This window comes from Rhizobium sp. 01L410, from assembly GCF_056400165.1.
In genome coordinates this window covers 134595-151035 of record NZ_JBFTST010000011.1, presented here as the reverse complement: position 1 = coordinate 151035, position 16441 = coordinate 134595, and the positions used below count along the sequence as shown (strand labels likewise).

Annotated in this window: 16 protein-coding genes; 11 read left to right on the top strand and 5 right to left on the bottom strand. The window is 61.8% G+C overall.

Annotated features, from left to right (window positions below; genetic code table 11):
• Positions 1–144: 144 nt before the first annotated feature.
• Both AC1DV9_RS22730 and AC1DV9_RS22725 read left to right on the top strand, forming a co-directional pair.
• Complete coding sequence (locus AC1DV9_RS22730; RefSeq protein ID WP_112390096.1) at positions 145–495, top strand: ElaB/YgaM/YqjD family protein; 351 nt, start codon at positions 145–147, stop codon at positions 493–495.
• 8 nt (positions 496–503) lie between these two features.
• A complete protein-coding gene (locus AC1DV9_RS22725; RefSeq protein WP_112390095.1) occupies positions 504–905 on the top strand; it encodes a hypothetical protein in 402 nt (133 codons plus the stop codon).
• Between the two features lie 232 nt (positions 906–1137).
• Here AC1DV9_RS22725 and AC1DV9_RS22720 read toward each other — a convergent pair whose 3' ends face one another.
• Positions 1138–1692, bottom strand: coding sequence for an RNA polymerase sigma factor (locus tag AC1DV9_RS22720; RefSeq protein ID WP_112390457.1), 555 nt, complete (start codon positions 1690–1692; stop codon positions 1138–1140).
• Between the two features lie 9 nt (positions 1693–1701).
• Positions 1702–1905, bottom strand: coding sequence for a NepR family anti-sigma factor (locus AC1DV9_RS22715; RefSeq protein WP_112390456.1), 204 nt, complete (start codon positions 1903–1905; stop codon positions 1702–1704).
• A gap of 265 nt (positions 1906–2170) precedes the next feature.
• On the opposite strand from AC1DV9_RS22715, the gene AC1DV9_RS22710 reads away from it, so the two are divergent.
• The 4 genes from AC1DV9_RS22710 to preA all read left to right on the top strand — a co-directional run bounded on the left by AC1DV9_RS22710 (position 2171) and on the right by preA (position 7257).
• The gene (locus tag AC1DV9_RS22710) at positions 2171–2965 is read left to right on the top strand and encodes a response regulator (protein WP_112390455.1); all 795 of its coding nucleotides are present in this window, start codon (positions 2171–2173) and stop codon (positions 2963–2965) included.
• A gap of 192 nt (positions 2966–3157) precedes the next feature.
• Positions 3158–4153: a sensor histidine kinase gene (locus AC1DV9_RS22705; RefSeq protein ID WP_310294888.1), complete on the top strand. Its 996-nt coding sequence runs from the start codon at positions 3158–3160 to the stop codon at positions 4151–4153.
• Positions 4154–4566: 413 nt separating this feature from the next.
• Positions 4567–5928, top strand: coding sequence for an NAD(P)-dependent oxidoreductase (locus AC1DV9_RS22700; protein WP_477950132.1), 1362 nt, complete (start codon positions 4567–4569; stop codon positions 5926–5928).
• Positions 5929–5943: 15 nt separating this feature from the next.
• Positions 5944–7257, top strand: coding sequence for an NAD-dependent dihydropyrimidine dehydrogenase subunit PreA (preA, locus tag AC1DV9_RS22695; RefSeq protein WP_477950131.1), 1314 nt, complete (start codon positions 5944–5946; stop codon positions 7255–7257).
• Between the two features lie 223 nt (positions 7258–7480).
• On the opposite strand, the gene ftrA is transcribed toward preA, so the two are convergent.
• On the bottom strand, positions 7481–8461 hold the full coding sequence (ftrA, locus tag AC1DV9_RS22690) for a transcriptional regulator FtrA (RefSeq protein ID WP_477950130.1): 981 nt from the start codon (positions 8459–8461) through the stop codon (positions 7481–7483).
• A gap of 68 nt (positions 8462–8529) precedes the next feature.
• On the opposite strand from ftrA, the gene AC1DV9_RS22685 reads away from it, so the two are divergent.
• Positions 8530–8937 carry a rhodanese-like domain-containing protein gene (locus AC1DV9_RS22685; protein ID WP_477950129.1) on the top strand — a complete coding sequence of 136 codons (408 nt, stop codon included), beginning with the start codon at positions 8530–8532 and terminating at the stop codon, positions 8935–8937.
• Between the two features lie 38 nt (positions 8938–8975).
• Here AC1DV9_RS22685 and AC1DV9_RS22680 read toward each other — a convergent pair whose 3' ends face one another.
• Positions 8976–9989 (bottom strand): zinc-dependent alcohol dehydrogenase family protein, encoded by a 1014-nt coding sequence (locus AC1DV9_RS22680; RefSeq protein WP_477950128.1) that lies wholly within the window; start codon positions 9987–9989, stop codon positions 8976–8978.
• Between the two features lie 108 nt (positions 9990–10097).
• Here AC1DV9_RS22680 and AC1DV9_RS22675 point away from each other — a divergent pair, with 108 nt between their 5' ends.
• The 3 genes from AC1DV9_RS22675 to AC1DV9_RS22665 all read left to right on the top strand — a co-directional run bounded on the left by AC1DV9_RS22675 (position 10098) and on the right by AC1DV9_RS22665 (position 14241).
• Positions 10098–10997 (top strand): LysR family transcriptional regulator, encoded by a 900-nt coding sequence (locus AC1DV9_RS22675; RefSeq protein ID WP_477950127.1) that lies wholly within the window; start codon positions 10098–10100, stop codon positions 10995–10997.
• 143 nt (positions 10998–11140) lie between these two features.
• Positions 11141–11677 carry a biliverdin-producing heme oxygenase gene (locus AC1DV9_RS22670; protein WP_477950126.1) on the top strand — a complete coding sequence of 179 codons (537 nt, stop codon included), beginning with the start codon at positions 11141–11143 and terminating at the stop codon, positions 11675–11677.
• A complete protein-coding gene (locus AC1DV9_RS22665; protein WP_477950125.1) occupies positions 11674–14241 on the top strand; it encodes an HWE histidine kinase domain-containing protein in 2568 nt (855 codons plus the stop codon). The genes AC1DV9_RS22670 and AC1DV9_RS22665 overlap by 4 nt, the downstream gene beginning before the upstream one ends.
• Before the next feature lie 3 nt (positions 14242–14244).
• Here the strand turns inward: AC1DV9_RS22665 and AC1DV9_RS22660 are convergent, their stop codons facing one another.
• Positions 14245–14889, bottom strand: a complete 645-nt coding sequence (locus AC1DV9_RS22660; protein ID WP_477950124.1) for a TetR family transcriptional regulator C-terminal domain-containing protein — start codon at positions 14887–14889, stop codon at positions 14245–14247.
• Between the two features lie 281 nt (positions 14890–15170).
• Between AC1DV9_RS22660 and AC1DV9_RS22655 the strand changes: the two genes are divergently transcribed.
• On the top strand, positions 15171–16424 hold the full coding sequence (locus AC1DV9_RS22655; RefSeq protein WP_477950123.1) for a Zn-dependent hydrolase: 1254 nt from the start codon (positions 15171–15173) through the stop codon (positions 16422–16424).
• The last annotated feature ends 17 nt before the right edge of the window (positions 16425–16441 follow it).

Below are 16441 nucleotides of genomic sequence, written 5' to 3'. Positions count from 1 at the left end.
TTTCCCGGAACCTTTCCCGGTCTTTCGCGTTCTCCGTGTCGATGATTTGGGTCATTGCCGGGCGCTTCTTCAAGACAGCAACGGCGACGGCCTGTGATTTTAAACAGGCGGCGCATGTGCACGCCCAAAAACATGGAGAAAATCATGGCTTCATCCATCCTCCAATCCGTTCGCGGCAGCCGCAAGGGCAATGGCACGCTTCACAGCATCGAAAGCACGATCGAAGATCAGATCGAGCACCTCCGCGACGAGATCGACGCCCTGACCAAGCTGGCCGCCAAGAGCTCTCGCCGCCAGTCTGACAAGCTGCGCTATCAGGCCTCCGCAGGCTACGACGAGATTGTCGGCCGTGGCGAAGACCTGCTGCGCGATCTGCAGGACGGCTACCTGCGCGGCGCATCCGAAGTGCGCGACACGGTGCGCAAGCATCCGGTTGCGACCATTGGGGCTGCGGCCGCATTCGGCCTCGTCCTTGCTCTCCTCGCCCGCCGCTAGGAGGCTCGATGCTCTTTCCTCTACTCAGTATGCTGGTAGGAAACGGCGTTCACCGTACCGTTGCGCGGACCAAGCGCAACGGTATTTTCATTGCCATTGCAGCCCTGTTCCTGCTGACGGCCTATGCGCTTGCGGTCACCGCAGGCGCGATCTGGCTTGCGGGTATCTATGGCCCAGTCGGGGCAGCTCTGTTTCTGGCCGCCTGCGCCGTGTTCATCGCCGTGGTGGCGCTGATCGCCATGGTGATCATGAATGCGCAGGAAAAACGTCAGGCCAGGGATCGCCGCCTGGCGCTCGAATCCGCAGCCGCCGCCGGCATCGGCCTGATCCGCTCGCAGCCGCTTCTGACCGCTGGGATCTTGATGGCGCTTGTGGCATCGAATTTGGTTGGGTCCAAGAAGGACGATTGATCCTTTAGTTGCCGTCTCATCCGGGAGCCCCCTCATCCGGCCCTACCGGGCCACCTTCTCCCCAGGGGGAGAAGAGACGGAGGCCTCGCAACAACGTCCCTTCTCCCCTCGGGGAAAGGTTGCGGCAGCTGGATGAGGAGCCTCCGGGTGCAAACCTTTCCAATCGACGCAAAACAAAAAAAGCCGGCGCCTTTTCAGGCAGCCGGCTTTTTCCTCCCAAGTATTTCTTTTATCAGAAGGCAAAGGCCTTCGATGTCAGTGGCGCCGATGTTGCATCCGGGCCGAAGTCGGCTTCGCCGGTGATCTGCAGCAGTTCCTGCAGCCGCTGACGGGCGCGGTTGACGCGGCTCTTGATCGTGCCGACGGCGCATTCACAGATTTCCGCGGCCTCTTCGTAGGAAAAGCCCGAAGCGCCGACGAGAATGATCGCTTCACGCTGGTCCGGCGGCAGCTGATCGAGCGCCTTCTTGAAGTCCTGCAGATCGAGCGCGCCATATTGCGACGGATGCATCGCCATGGACTCGGTAAACAGGCCGTCGCTGTCCTGGATTTCGCGGCCGCTCTTGCGCATCTGGCTATAAAGCTCGTTGCGCAGGATCGTGAACAGCCAGGCCTTCATGTTGGTGCCCATCTCGAAATGGTCCTGCTTTGCCCAGGCCTTCATGATGGTGTCTTGAACGAGATCGTCGGCGCGGTCATGGCGGCCGGTCAGCGAGATGGCGAATGCGCGCAGGCTTGGCAGGGCTGCCAGCATCTCGCGCTTGAAGCTCGGTTGCTCTTTTTCCATCAGCTCACCCTATTCTGCCAGCTTCGCCGAGGCCATTTCGGCCTGGTCGAGCTTTTCGAGCAAATCAAGGAACCGGTCTGGAATGGCCTCATCCTGCGCCGCCGCGTAAAGCGAGCGAAGCTTCACACCGATCTGGTTGTTGGGATCGAGAATGTCGCTCGCCCTTACATCCAGCCGCTGCTGATCTCTTTCTTCATTCTGCTGTGTAGCCATCAAATCGTCACTTCTCGCCTGTTGTCTGTAAAACCGGGCAGCTTTTCCGTTGAAAGCGACTATCGACACCGATAGCACCAGCTGCCTGTTGGGCAGTTGATGCCGATACGCTGCCTAAGTCCTGCTTCAAGCTGGTGCGCCCTTTATTCGTCGGCAGGATAATGCGGCTGTCTGAAAAAAGTTCCGCAAGCTCCGGAACTTTTTTACCCGTCTCACGTTTCTGCCTCATTAGCGCCAGTTACCGGCCTACAGACGGGAGTTTTTAATGACACTTTCTACTCGAATTGCGCCGCACCTTCCTTATCTGCGTCGCTATTCCCGGGCTCTTACCGGCACTCAGACCTCTGGCGACGCCTACGTAGCCGCAGTGCTTGAGGCAATCATCGCCGACCTATCCATTTTCCCGGATACCGCGAACGACCGTGTTGCACTCTACAAACTGTTCACCAAACTGTTTGGTTCCACGGCAGTCCAGATTCCGGAACCGGCGTCTCCCTACGCCTGGGAACAGCGCGCGACCGTCAATCTTGCCAAGGTTTCTCCCCGCGCCCGCCAAGCCTTCATTCTCGCATCGGTCGAGAACTTCCGCGTCGGCGAAATCGCCGAGATCCTGGAGATCGCCGAACAGGACGTGATGGGCCTTCTGGACACCGCCTCGCAGGAAATTTCCCGCCAGGTGGCGACCGATATCATGATCATCGAAGACGAACCGCTGATCGCGATGGATATCGAGCAGATGGTCGAAAGCCTCGGCCACCGCGTCACCGGCATTGCCCGGACGCATACCGAGGCGGTTGCGCTTTACAACAAGACCAAGCCAAGCATGGTTCTCGCCGATATCCAGCTTGCCGACGGCAGTTCCGGCATCGATGCGGTGAATGACATTCTGAAGACCTCGAACGTGCCGGTGATCTTCATCACCGCCTTCCCCGAACGCCTGCTCACCGGCGAGCGTCCGGAGCCGACATTCCTTGTCACGAAACCCTTCAACCCCGATATGGTCAAGGCGTTGATCAGCCAGGCGCTGTTCTTCAATGAATCCACCAAGGTTGCAGCCTGATACCGGGTTTCCGGATGACGGAACAAAGCAATAGCCGGGGCGTTCCAGCATGACTGGTGCACTCCGGCGGCTTTAACTGTTTCTGCAACGCTTGGTTATAAACTGACCGGCGGGTTGGCTGATGGGCCAACTTCTATCCAGCTGCACCAGACGGATCGAAGGAAAGGCGGCTTGGTGAATACGACAGAACCATTGACCGGCAAGCCGTTCCGCACGGATGGCAAGGCCGCAATGATGGAGCGGGCGCTGCGCAGCGCAGGAATCTCGATTGTCTTCCAGGACTCAAGGCTTGAGATGGCCTATGCCGAGAATCTCCCCGCTCATTTCCAGGATTTATTCAGACCCGGCATGACGGACGCCGATCTGTTCGGCAGCGCCTATGGCGAGTATCTGCATGCATTGAAAATGAAGGTGCTCGACACCGGGCTCGCCACGACCGCTGAGATCGAAGTCAATGTCGGCGGCGAGATGCGCAGCTACGAGCTGAAGGTCGAGCGCGCCAGCGAACGCGACAGCCATGGCGTGCTGACGGTGCTTTCCGAAGTGACCGAAACTCGCCACCGCGAGAAGGTGCTGAAGTCGCTGCTGCGCGAACTCTCGCACCGCTCCAAGAACTTGCTGGCCATCATCCAAGGCATCGCCACACAGACGGCGCGAAACACGCTGTCGCTCGATGGTTTCCTGGTAAAATTCCGCGGCCGCCTGCAGTCTCTCTCAAATTCGCAGGACCTGATCACCGATTCCAGCTGGCGCGGCGCCTATCTGTTCGAACTCGCCCAAAAACAGTTCGCGCCCTACTGGCCGGAGACTGCTGGCTCGCTGCCGATCTATGGAATCAACGCGCATATGACGCCGAACGCGGCCGTCCATCTCGGACTCGCGCTGCACGAGCTCATCGTCAACTCCGCCTCCTTCGGCGCCATCGCCGGCGGCGCGGCGTCGATCACGCTGAACTGCCGCGAGGCGGAACTGAACGGCAGGCGGGCGATCGAAGTCACCTGGGCGGAAGCGCTGCCTGATAAGACCGAGATCCATGAATTCAGCGAAAACAGCTTCGGCAAGACGGTTCTGGAACGCGTGGTGCCTTCCTCTATGAATGGCAAGGCAGAACTGAAGCTGATCCCCGGGCGCATCGAATACTCGCTGCTCGTCCCCGAGACCGAATTCGAAATCCTCAAGCGGGCATGAAATAACGCCCTTCCTCCGTCAGCTGCAAACCTGACAAAGTAAAACAGCCAGTGCGAGGGCGGCGCACTGGCTGTTTTTACTCACCGGGAGGGGACCGTGAGTAAGATCCGGATGATGGGTTGGGGGCGCGCATGTTGGGTCGATGCGGTCATCATCTGGATATCCCAATAACGGCGCCGTTAACCTTTGGTTCCAACGCTGCGGAAAAAAAGTGGACTTTTGTGAATCTTTTTTTGCCTGGCCCTAGGCGCCCCGCCCCAGGCAGCATTTCCGCTCACGATACAAAAACAAAAAGCAACATGAAATCAGCCCAATAGCCTGCAAAATATTCCAAAATTTTACCATTTGATAAATTTTTAGACCTGAGTTACGCTTTCCCTCACAGGCCGTTTACCAATAATGAGGGAACTTCAATGGAACGTCTGGAAACTGGGATTCATGCCGGCCGGCTTTCGCCCGCCGAGTATGACGCGAACTTTTCCGATCTTCATCCGCGCCTCGACAAGCATGAAGCGCTGGTTGCTTCCGACCGCTGTTATTTCTGCTACGACGCGCCGTGCATGACGGCCTGTCCCACCTCCATCGATATCCCGCTGTTCATCCGGCAGATATCGACAGGCAACCCGCTGGGTTCGGCGAAGACGATCTTCGACCAGAACATCCTCGGCGGCATGTGCGCCCGCGTCTGTCCCACCGAAGAGCTCTGCGAACAGGCCTGCGTGCGCAACACGGCAGAAGAGAAGCCTGTCGAGATCGGCCGCCTGCAGCGCTACGCGACTGACGCCGCGATGAACGCCGGCCGCCAGTTCTACGATCGCGCCGCTTCCTCGGGCAAGAAGATCGCCGTCGTCGGCGCCGGCCCGGCCGGTCTTGCCGCCGCCCACCGCCTTGCGGTCAAGGGCCACGACGTCGTCATCTACGACGCCAAGCCGAAATCCGGCGGCCTCAACGAATATGGCATCGCCACCTACAAGTCGGTGGACGACTTCGCCCAGAAGGAGGTCGATTACGTTCTGTCGATCGGCGGTATCGAGGTCAGGAACGGCGAGCAGCTCGGCCGCGACTTCTCGCTCTCCGATCTGCAGCAGCAATATGACGCCGTCTTCCTCGGTCTCGGTCTTGCCGGCGTCAATGCCCTGAAGGTCGATGGCGAGAGCCTGCCGGGTGTCGAAGACGCCGTCGATTTCATCGCCGGTCTGCGCCAGTCTGCAGACAAGGGCGCGATCGCCATCGGCCGCCGCGTCGTCGTTCTCGGCGGCGGCATGACGGCGATCGACGCCGCCGTCCAGGCAAAGCTGCTCGGCGCCGAAGAGGTGACGATCTGCTACCGCCGCGGCAAGGAACACATGAACGCCTCTGAGTTCGAGCAGGATCTCGCCAGCTCCAAGGGCGTCATCATCCGACACTGGCTGGCGCCGAAATCGATCGTCGCCAACAACGGCAAGGTCGCCGGCATCGAGGTCGAATATACCGCTCTCGCCGAGGGCCGCCTGGTGACGACGGGCGAAACCGGCGTCATCGCCGCCGATCAGATTTTCAAGGCGATCGGCCAGACCTTCGAGGCCTCCGGTCTCGGCGCACTGCGTATGGAAAACGGCCGCATCACCATCGATGCCGAAGGGCAAACCTCGATCGAAGGCGTCTGGGCCGGGGGCGACTGCGTGCTCGGCGGTGACGACCTCACCGTCTCGGCCGTGGCGCAGGGCCGCGATGCCGCCGAATCGATCAACCGCATGCTGACTGCAGGTTTGCAGCCGGCCGTTGCCGTCGCGTGAAGGGGAGAATGAACAATGGCTGATCTCCGCAATAATTTCGTCGGCATCAAGTCTCCAAACCCGTTCTGGCTGGCCTCCGCGCCGCCGACCGACAAGGCCTACAATGTCGAGCGCGCCTTCAAGGCAGGCTGGGGCGGCGTGGTCTGGAAGACGCTTGGCGAGGAAGGCCCGCCTGTTGTCAACGTCAACGGCCCGCGCTACGGCGCAATCTGGGGCGCCGACCGCCGCCTGCTTGGCCTCAACAATATCGAGCTGATCACCGACCGCGACCTCTACACCAACCTGCGCGAAATGAAGCAGGTGAAGATGAACTGGCCGGATCGCGCCCTGATCGCCTCGATCATGGTGCCCTGCGAGGAGGAAAGCTGGAAGGCGATCTTGCCGCTGGTGGAAGAAACCGGCGCCGACGGCATCGAACTCAACTTCGGCTGTCCGCACGGCATGTCCGAGCGCGGCATGGGTGCTGCGGTCGGTCAGGTGCCGGAATATATCGAGATGGTGGTGCGCTGGTGCAAGCAATATACCCGCATGCCCGTCATCACCAAGCTGACGCCTAATATCACCGACATCCGCAAACCGGCCCGCGCTGCGAAATCGGGCGGCACCGATGCAGTCTCGCTGATCAACACGATCAACTCGATCACCGCTGTTAATCTCGACACCTTCTCGCCGGAACCCTCGATCGACGGACGCGGCAGCCATGGCGGCTATTGCGGCCCGGCGGTCAAGCCGATCGCGCTCAACATGGTAGCCGAGATCGCCCGCGATCCTGAAACCTACGGCCTGCCGATATCCGGCATCGGCGGGGTGACGACATGGCGCGATGCCGCCGAGTTCCTGGTTCTCGGCGCCGGCAACGTGCAGGTCTGCACAGCGGCGATGACCTACGGCTTCAAGATCGTCCAGGAGATGATCTCAGGCCTCTCCGACTGGATGGACGCCAAGGGCCACCGCACCCTCGACGACATTACCGGCCGCGCCGTTCCCAATGTCTCCGATTGGCAGTATCTGAACCTCAACTACATCGCCAAGGCGAAGATCGACCAGGACGCCTGCATCAAATGCGGCCGCTGCCACATCGCCTGCGAGGACACCTCGCACCAGGCGATCACCCAGTTCGTTGACGGCGTCCGCCACTTCGAGGTCATGGAAGACGAATGCGTCGGCTGCAATCTCTGCGTCAACGTCTGTCCCGTCGAGAACTGCATCACCATGGAAGCCCTGCCAGCAGGCGCGCTGGACGAACGCACGGGCAAGACCGTCGATCCGAACTATGCCAACTGGACGACGCATCCGAACAATCCGATGGCGAGACAGGCTGCGGAATAGAGATTGGCGCGCCGCGGAGAATTTTGCTCCGCGGCGTTCCCCTCCACCTCCCTCATTCCTGTGCTCGTCACAGGAATCCAGTCGCCGCGCGTCCGCGCGGCGGGGAGACCTCTTCCCAAAAGCACGAGAGTCATTCACGGCGCAGACGCGCCGTGGCTGGTTTCCTGTGACATCCCGTGGGCGAAGCCCTAAGGCCACAGGAATGACGGTGACCGGGGAGCGCTCACCCGGCAAACGTCTTCCGGTACGCCCCCGGGCTCGTTCCCAGCCGCTTGCGAAAATGGTGCCGCATCGTTGCCAGCGTCCCAAACCCGCTGGCGGCGGCGATGTCGTCGAGCGAGGTGGCGGCCGGCTTTTCCAGCAGCTCCCGGGCGTGGCGCAGCCTCTCCTTCAGCAGCCATTCACCGACGCTGAGGCCTGTCGTTTTCTCGAAACGCCGCTGGAAGGTGCGCTGGCTCATGCCGGCTTTTTCGGCGAGCAGGGTGATCGGCTGTTCGGTATCGAGCCTCTCGCGCATCCATTCGATCAGCGGCCCGAGCCGGATGCCTTCGCGCTCCTGCGGCACCGGCGCATGGATGAACTGCGCCTGTCCGCCCTCGCGATGCGGCGGCAGGACGAGGCGGCGGGCGACACTGTTGGCCGCCTCCGCACCGAAATCGCCCCGCACCACATGCAAGCAGAGATCGATGCCTGCCGCGCTTCCCGCCGCCGTCAAAATGCTGCCCTCGTCCATGTAGAGAACGCCGGCGTCGAAGGTGATATCAGGATAGCGCGCCGCAATCGCGGCAACATAGCGCCAATGCGTCGTCGCCCGGCGCCCGGACAGCAACCCTGATGCCGCCAGCACCGCGACCCCGGAGCAGAGCGACATGATGCGCGCGCCGCGCTGATGGGCAGCGCGCAGTGCCGCAACGAGACCGGCAGGAACCGGCGCATCGATCGCCCGCCAGCCGGGCACGACGATCAGGTCTGCCTGTTCGAGCACGTCGAGGCTGTGATCGGTAAAGACCGTCAGGCCTCCGGCAGCCCGCAGCGGCCCCGGCTCGATGCCGCAGACCGAATAGCGGTACCAGCCATCGCCCATCTCCGGACGCGGCAGGCCGAAGACCTCGTAGGCGATGCCGAATTCGAAGGTGCAGAGGCCGTCATAGGCAAGCACCGCGACATGGGGTCCATTTGGCATGATCTTTACGTTCATCGTCATTCCGGCCAATTTCGCCAAGCCATAGCATCGGCGATAACGGGCAGCAACCCGAACGAAAGGAACCGCCCATGCCAAGCCACGTCAGCGAAACCCCTGCCGCCTCGCCGGAAGCCACCACCGCCTATTATGCCCGCAAGCTCGCCTTCGAGACGGATTGCTGGGACGTCCACGCATCGCTCGCCGCCGGCAATACCGATTTCGTGCTGCTAGACGTCCGCTCGCCCGCGATGTTTGCCGCCTCGCACATCCCCGGCGCCATCAACCTGCCGCAAGGCAAGATGACGGCGCATCGCATGTCGGAATGGGCGGAGGAGACGCTCTTCGTCGTCTATTGCGCCGGTCCGCATTGCAACGGCACCGACAAAACAGCGCTCCGCCTCGCCCGGCTCGGCAAGCAGGTGAAGGTGATGATCGGCGGCATGACCGGCTGGGCCGATGAAGGCTTCCGCTTCGAGAGCGAAGCGGCTGCGGCCTGATGATGGAAGGCTCCCGCGCGATTGCGGGAGCCGGCTTCTCAGAATTCGATGACGAGCTTGCCGAATGGGCCGCGGTCGAGATGCGCCAGCGCCTCCGGCAGTTCCTCGAAAGCGTAGCGATGATCGATGACCGGCTTGATGCCTGAAACATCGACGGCGCGGATGAGATCCTCGAGCGCCCGGCGATGGCCGACGCTGATGCCCTGCACCGTCGGTGATTTCAGAAGCAGCGGCCCGACGGGACCGGACACCTCGAAACCGTCGAGTACGCCGATGACATGGATATGCCCGCCGACGGCAACCGCCTTCAGCGCTTCGCCGAAATTGGCACCACCGGCGATTTCCAGAATGTGATCCGCACCGTAGTCACCTGTCAGGCCATAAAGCGTCTCTACCCAGTTCTCACGTCCGAAACCGTGGTCGGCTCCGATGGAGCGGGCACGATCGAGCTTCTCCGCGCTGCCTGATGTGATGAAGACCTCGGCGCCATGCGCCTTGGCGATCTGCACGCCGAACAGCGCAACGCCGCCGGTTCCCTGGATCAGCACCTTCTGCCCGGCCTTGAGATGGCCGCGCTCGATCAGCGCGAACCAGGCGGTCAGGCCGGCGCAGGGCAAGGTGCTGGCCTCGGCCGCATCGAGGCTGTCCGGCGCCTTGGCGAACCAGTCTTCGGAGAAGGTCAGATAGTCGGAGAGCACGCCGGGATAGAAGCCACCGAGCGTGCGGTAGGGCGGGTTGCGCGCATTCCCGGCATTTGCGCCATCGATCCAGCCTGGAGAAAAAGTCGAGATCACCCGGTCACCCGGCTTGAAGCGCGTCACACCGGGGCCGACGGCTTCGACGACACCCGCCATATCGGAGGCCGGCACGAAGGGAAATTGCAGCGGCAGCCCCATGCCGGTCTCGAGCACCAGCTTGTCACGATAGTTCAGCGAAACGGCCTCGGTCCGCACCAGAACATCGCGCCCCGAGGGAGCGTCCATCCGTCCTTCCGATATCGTCAGGTTCTGCGGACCGATGCCATCGATCGTCCACTGCCTTATCTTGGTCATCGCATGTGCTCCTTTGCATATTCAGCGAAGAGAGCGATGCTATCGTTGAAAAGATGGCGGCAGTTGCGATATAAATTCCCAAGATAGGTTCCCTTGAGGATACAATTCATGGAAAAGCTTGGTGGTATCTCCGTCTTCGTCGAAGTCGTGGAAGCAGGCGGATTTTCAGCCGCCGCAAGCGGCCTGAACCTGACGCGATCCGCTGTCGGCAAGACAATCGCCCGCCTCGAAGAGCGCCTCGGCGTCCGCCTTTTCCACCGCACCACCCGCTCGCAGAGCCTGACGGAAGAAGGCCGCTTCTTTTACGAGCGCTGCCTGAAGGCTCTGGAAGAGATCAAGATCGGCGAAGCGCTTCTGGAGGCCGGCAAGCAGACCGTGCGCGGCAAGCTGCGTGTCTCCATGCCAGTCATCTTCGGTCGGCAATGCATTGCGCCGATCCTGATTTCACTGCTCGACGACCATCCCGAACTGGAACTCGACCTGTCCTTCAACGACCGGATCATCGATCTTCTTGAAGACGGCTACGATCTGGCGATCCGCAACGGGCCGCTCAAGGACGATCAGGACATGATGGCGCGGCTCGTCGCCCACCAGCGGCTGACCGTCTGCGCCTCGCCCGATTACCTCGCCAAACACGGCACGCCGCGCACGCTGGAAGATGTCCCCAAACACGTCGGCATCATCTATGGCCGGCAGGACAAGCACCGCACCTGGGTGTTCCCGACCGACGACGAACCCTGGCGGCAGGTTCTGCCGAAATCGCGGATGCGGCTCGACGATCTCGCCACCATCTGCGACGTGGCGATCGAAGGTGCCGGCCTCGTTTGGCTGCCTTGCTGGATGGTGCGCGAGCATGTGGCCGCCGGGCGCCTGGTGCGGGTGCTGACAGATGTGCGTCCCGTCATTTTCCAGTCGCACGCGATCTGGCCGCGCTCGCCCGTCATGCTGCCGAAAGTCCGCCTCGCCATCGATGCGTTGGTTGCGAGATTGCCCGGCCTGATGGAGTGACGTTTTGAAATTTACCAAGCCGCTGAAGTGGCTGAATTTTTTATTGTATTCACTGGAAATCATGAAATGCTGCCGTATATCGCCATGATGATGCGCCGTACGGGGCGGTGCATCGGCCACCATCAACCGGATTTGCAATAACCATGTCACTTCGAACTGCGCTGCGCGCCGGCACCAGCGATTGCCACGCTGATGTCGATCAAATCTTCGGCCGGTTCGGTCTCGGACGTGAAGCAGAATACAGAGCCTTCCTCTCCGCCCACGCCCGCGCCGTTCCAGCCGTCGAGATAGCGCTGGAAAAAGCCGGCATCGAGCGGCTGATCCCGGACTGGAGCGAGCGCCGTCGCCGCGGTCTGCTGTCAGACGACCTCTCTGCGATGAATGTTCCGCTGCCGCCCGCCCTCGATGCGCCTCCGATGCAGGACGATGCAGCGCTTCTCGGCGCCGTTTATGTGCTTGAAGGCTCGAAGCTCGGCGGCGCGATGCTGGCCAAGGCCGTCGGCAAAGGGCTGCCATCCGCCTATCTCAGCCCCTTCGGCCCCAAGGGCGGCATGAAGGCCTTCATGGATATGCTCGATAATGCAGGCGCCGATGAAGCGGGTGCCGTCGAGGCTGCCCGCGCCGTCTTTGCACTCTTCCGCAAGGCTGCCGAGATGGAACTGGAGATGGCCGCCTCGTGAGCGAAACCTTCGACCGCGTCGACCTGACGAACTGCGACCGCGAACCGATCCACCGCCTCGGCGCCATCCAGCCGTTCGGCTTCCTGCTCGTCTCCTCGGCCGATTGGCTGGTTGCCCGCGCTTCCGAAAATCTCGAACAGTTCATCGGCGTCAGCTACAAGGATGTACTCGGCCGCCCACTGTCCGAAGTGATCATGCCGCAGACGCTGCATACGCTTCGAAACCGTCTTGCCGTCATTAGGGGCCCTGATATCGTCGAGCGGCTTTTCGGCGTGCAGTTTTCCGAGAACGGTCCTGCCTTCGACGTGGCGCTCCACATCAGCGACGGTCAGGTCATCATCGAGGCCGAGCCGTCGCAGGATGGCGCCCAGGGCGGCGCGACCATGTCGATCCGCAGCATGATGGCCCGTCTCGACCAGGCGCAGACGCTGGAAGCCTTCTACCGCGAGGGCGCCCGCCAGGCCCGCGCGCTGACCGGTTTCGACCGCGTCATGGTCTATCGTTTCGACGAAAAGGGATCGGGCGAAGTCGTCGCCGAAGCGGCCCGCCCCGGCATCGGCTCCTTCCTCGGCCTGCACTATCCGGCCTCCGACATCCCGGTTCAGGCCCGCGCGCTCTATGTCCGCAACCTCTTCCGCGTCATTGCCGATATCGATGCGACGCCTGTTGCCATTCATCCGGAGCTCGACGAGCACAGCCGCCCGCTGGATCTGTCGATGTCGATCCTGCGCTCGGTCTCGCCAATCCACATCGAATACCTGAAGAATATGGGCGTCGGCGCATCGCTGTCGATCTCGATCATCGTCGACGGCAAGCTCTGGGGCCTGTTTGCCTGCCATCATTATTCCGCCCGCCTGCCCTCTTTCGAGCGCCGCTCGACCTCCGAGCTTTTCGGTCAGATGTTCGCCTCTCGCCTCGAAAGCCGTGAACGGCGGCTGGCGCTGGAATTCGAAACCAAGGCCCGCCAGATCGCCGACAGGCTGCTGACCTCGGTCGCCGACAATGCCAGCCTGCTCGACGACCCAACCTGGCTGATCGATGCGCTCTCGGACGCAATCCCCGCCGATGGCATCGGCGTCTGGATCAACGGCCGCTCGGCGCTGACCGGGCTTTCGCCGACGCAGGAGCAGTTTTCCGGCCTGGTCAAGATCCTCAACCGCACATCCTCCGGCCGGGTTTTCACCACCGATCATCTGCAGGAACTCTGGCCGGACAGCGATATCGACGGCACCGTCGCCGGATTGATGGCGATCCCGATTTCGCGCTCGCCGCGTGACTATGTGATCCTATTCCGCCAGGAGATCGTCCGCACCGTCCGCTGGGCTGGCGACCCGCACAAACCGGTCGAATACGGCCCGAACGGCCCGCGCCTGACACCGCGCAAGAGCTTCGAAAGCTGGTCGGAACTCGTCCGGGGACGCTCGCACCCCTTCACCCCGGCTGAAAAGCGCGTGGCCGACACGATCCGCGTCACGCTGATCGAGGTCATCCTGCGCCTTGCCGACGAGGCGAGCGCCGTGCGCCAGCAGGCAAACGAACGCCAGGAAATCCTGATCGCCGAGCTGAACCACCGTGTCCGCAATATCCTCAGCCTGATTAGCGGCCTAATCCGCCAGTCGCGCACCAGCGATGGCGATATCGGCGAATATGTCGGCCAGCTGGAAGGCCGCGTTCAGGCGCTATCACGCGCCCACGACCAGATCACCCGGGATCATTGGGCCCCGGCTTCGCTGCGCTCGCTGCTGCAGGCCGAAGCCGCCGCCTATCTCGGCAAGAATGCTGCGCGCGTGGTCATGCGCGGCGAAGAAGTGCTGCTCGGCCCGCAGGCCTTCTCGACGGCGGCCCTTGTCTTCCACGAACTCGTTACCAACAGTGCCAAATACGGCAGCCTCTGCGACAGCGGAACGGTCAGCGTCGCCTGGACCGAGGACGACACGGGCAATCTGCTGGTCGAATGGCGCGAGAGCGACGGTCCGCCGGTAAAGGCGCCGAAACGGCAGGGGTTCGGCACCACCATCATCCGCCACTCGATCCCCTACGATCTCGGCGGTAAGGCCGAGGTGCGCTATGAGCCCAAGGGGCTGCAGGCGGATTTCACCATCCCGGCGAAATATGTTACCTTCGCCGACGGACCGGTCTCGATCGTCCCGGAAGTGCGTCAGCAACCGGCGGCTAAGACCGCGACGATCATTTCCGAGAAACCGCTGCAGGGCTGCGGCATCCTGCTGGTCGAAGATAACCTGATCATTGCCATGGACGGCGAGGATATCTTCCTGCAGCTCGGCGCCAAGGATGTGACGCTTGCACCGAGCGTCTATCAGGCTCTCGAATATGTGGCGGAGAAGCATTTCGATCTCGCCGTGCTCGACGTCAATCTCGGCGACGAAACCAGCTTCCCGGTCGCCGAGAAACTGGTGCAGGCAGGCACGCCGCTTGTCTTTGCAACGGGTTACGGCGAGGCGGTCGCCAAGAACTTCAGCGGCGCCAATATCCTGCAGAAGCCCTACACGATCGAAAGCGTGGCGGCGGCACTCGACAAGATGATGCCGTTGAAGAAGGCCTGACACTCAGAGCGGCTGTACCATTAGCCCGCCGACGAAAAGTTGCTCCAGAAACCGCGCGGCATCCTCGAAACGCCCAGCGCCGGAATGCTCCTGGCCGAGCACTGCCCGCACCTGTACATCGAAGTCGGCGTAATGCTGGGTCGTCGACCAGATCGAGAAGATCAGGTGATAGGGATCGCATTTGGCGATCTTGCCGGCCTTGGCCCAGACGCGGATCACCTCCGCCTTCTCGTCGACCAGGCTCTTCAGCGGCCCCTTCAGCTCGTCCTCGATATGCGGCGCACCCTGCAGGACCTCATTGGCGAACAGCCGGCTTTCGCGCGGAAAATCACGCGCCATTTCCAGCTTGCGCCGGATGTAGCTGCGGATTTCGGATTCCGGATTGCCTTCGGCATTGAAGGCCCTGAGCGGCTCCAGCCAGGTAAAGAGTACCCTGTCGATCAGCGCCCGGTGCATCGCTTCCTTGGTGCGGAAATAATAGAGCAGATTGGGCTTCGACATGCCTGCGGCGGCAGCGATCTGGTCGATGGTCGAGCCGCGGAAGCCGCTGACCGAAAACACATCCAACGCCGCTTCGAGGATCTGCTCTTCCTTCTCCTCCTGGATTCGCGTCCGGCGCTGGGTCCTCGCTGCTCTCGGAATGGCCATATGGCTCTCGTTTCCCTCACAAATTCAACTGCTTCACTCAAGTTTTCAGAAGCAGTTTCCGGCTCGCAAATTTGTCAGTATTTTTGCTGTTTTACGTCTTGAGCCCGGCGCCGGAAGCTGTAATGTTTACCAATCGGTCAAATTATCCGTCAGATGCAAAATAAAGGCAACGGCGGATTTTCCAGCGCAAAGAAAACAAACAATCGCGCCGGGAATTGACCAAGGGAACAGACCGGACATGCTCAGCGCATGACTGATGAAAACAGGCGAGGACTTCAGATATGGTGGCAGCACCAGGCGAAAACATGCGCGTCAACGGCGACCGTCTGTGGGACAGTCTCATGGACATGGCGAAGATCGGCCCCGGCATTGCCGGCGGCAACAATCGCCAGACGCTGACGGACTCGGACGCAGAAGGCCGCAGCCTCTTCAAGACCTGGTGCGATGCCGCCGGCATGACCATGGGCGTCGACAAGATGGGCACGATGTTCGCAACCCGCCCCGGCACCGATCCTGACGCCCTGCCGGTTTACGTCGGCTCTCACCTGGACACCCAGCCGACTGGCGGCAAATATGACGGCGTTCTCGGCGTACTAGCCGCGCTTGAAGTCGTGCGCACCATGAACGATCTCGGCATCAGGACGAAGCACCCGATCGTCGTGACCAACTGGGCCAATGAGGAAGGCGCGCGTTTCGCGCCCGCCATGCTCGCTTCCGGCGTATTCGCCGGCGTGCACAGCATCGACTACGCCTATGGCCGCAAGGATCCTGAGGGCAAGACTTATGGCGACGAGCTGAAGCGCATCGGCTGGCTCGGCGACGAGGAAGTCGGCGCCCGCAAGATGCACGCCTATTTCGAGTATCACATCGAACAGGGCCCGATCCTCGAAGCCGAAAACAAGCAGATCGGCGTCGTGACGCACTGTCAGGGCCTGTGGTGGCTGGAATTCACCCTCACCGGCCGTGAAGCCCATACCGGCTCGACGCCGATGAACATGCGCGTCAATGCCGGCCTCGCCATGTCGCGGATCATCGAGATGGTTCAGGGCGTGGCGATGGGCGAACAGCCCGGCGCCGTCGGCGGTGTCGGCCAGGTGTTCTTCTCGCCGAATTCCCGTAACGTGCTGCCCGGCAAGGTGGTCTTCACCGTCGACATCCGGACGCCCGATCAGGCCAAGCTCGACCGCATGCGCGCAAAGATCGAGGGCGAAGCCGCCAAGATCTGTGAAGCGCTCGGCGTCGGCTGTTCGATCGAAGCCGTCGGCCATTTCGACCCCGTTACCTTCGATCCCGTCCTCGTCGGTCGCGTCCGCGATGCCGCTGAAAAGCTGGGTTACTCCCACATGAACGTGATCTCCGGCGCCGGCCACGACGCCTGCTGGGCCGCCAAGGTGGCGCCCTCCACCATGGTCATGTGCCCCTGCGTCGGCGGCCTCAGCCACAACGAGGCGGAAGAGATTTCCAAGGAATGGGCGACGGCGGGTGCGGATGTGCTGTTCCATGCGGTGGTCGAGACGGCGGAGATTGTGGTGTGAAACAATTGCGCCTATAT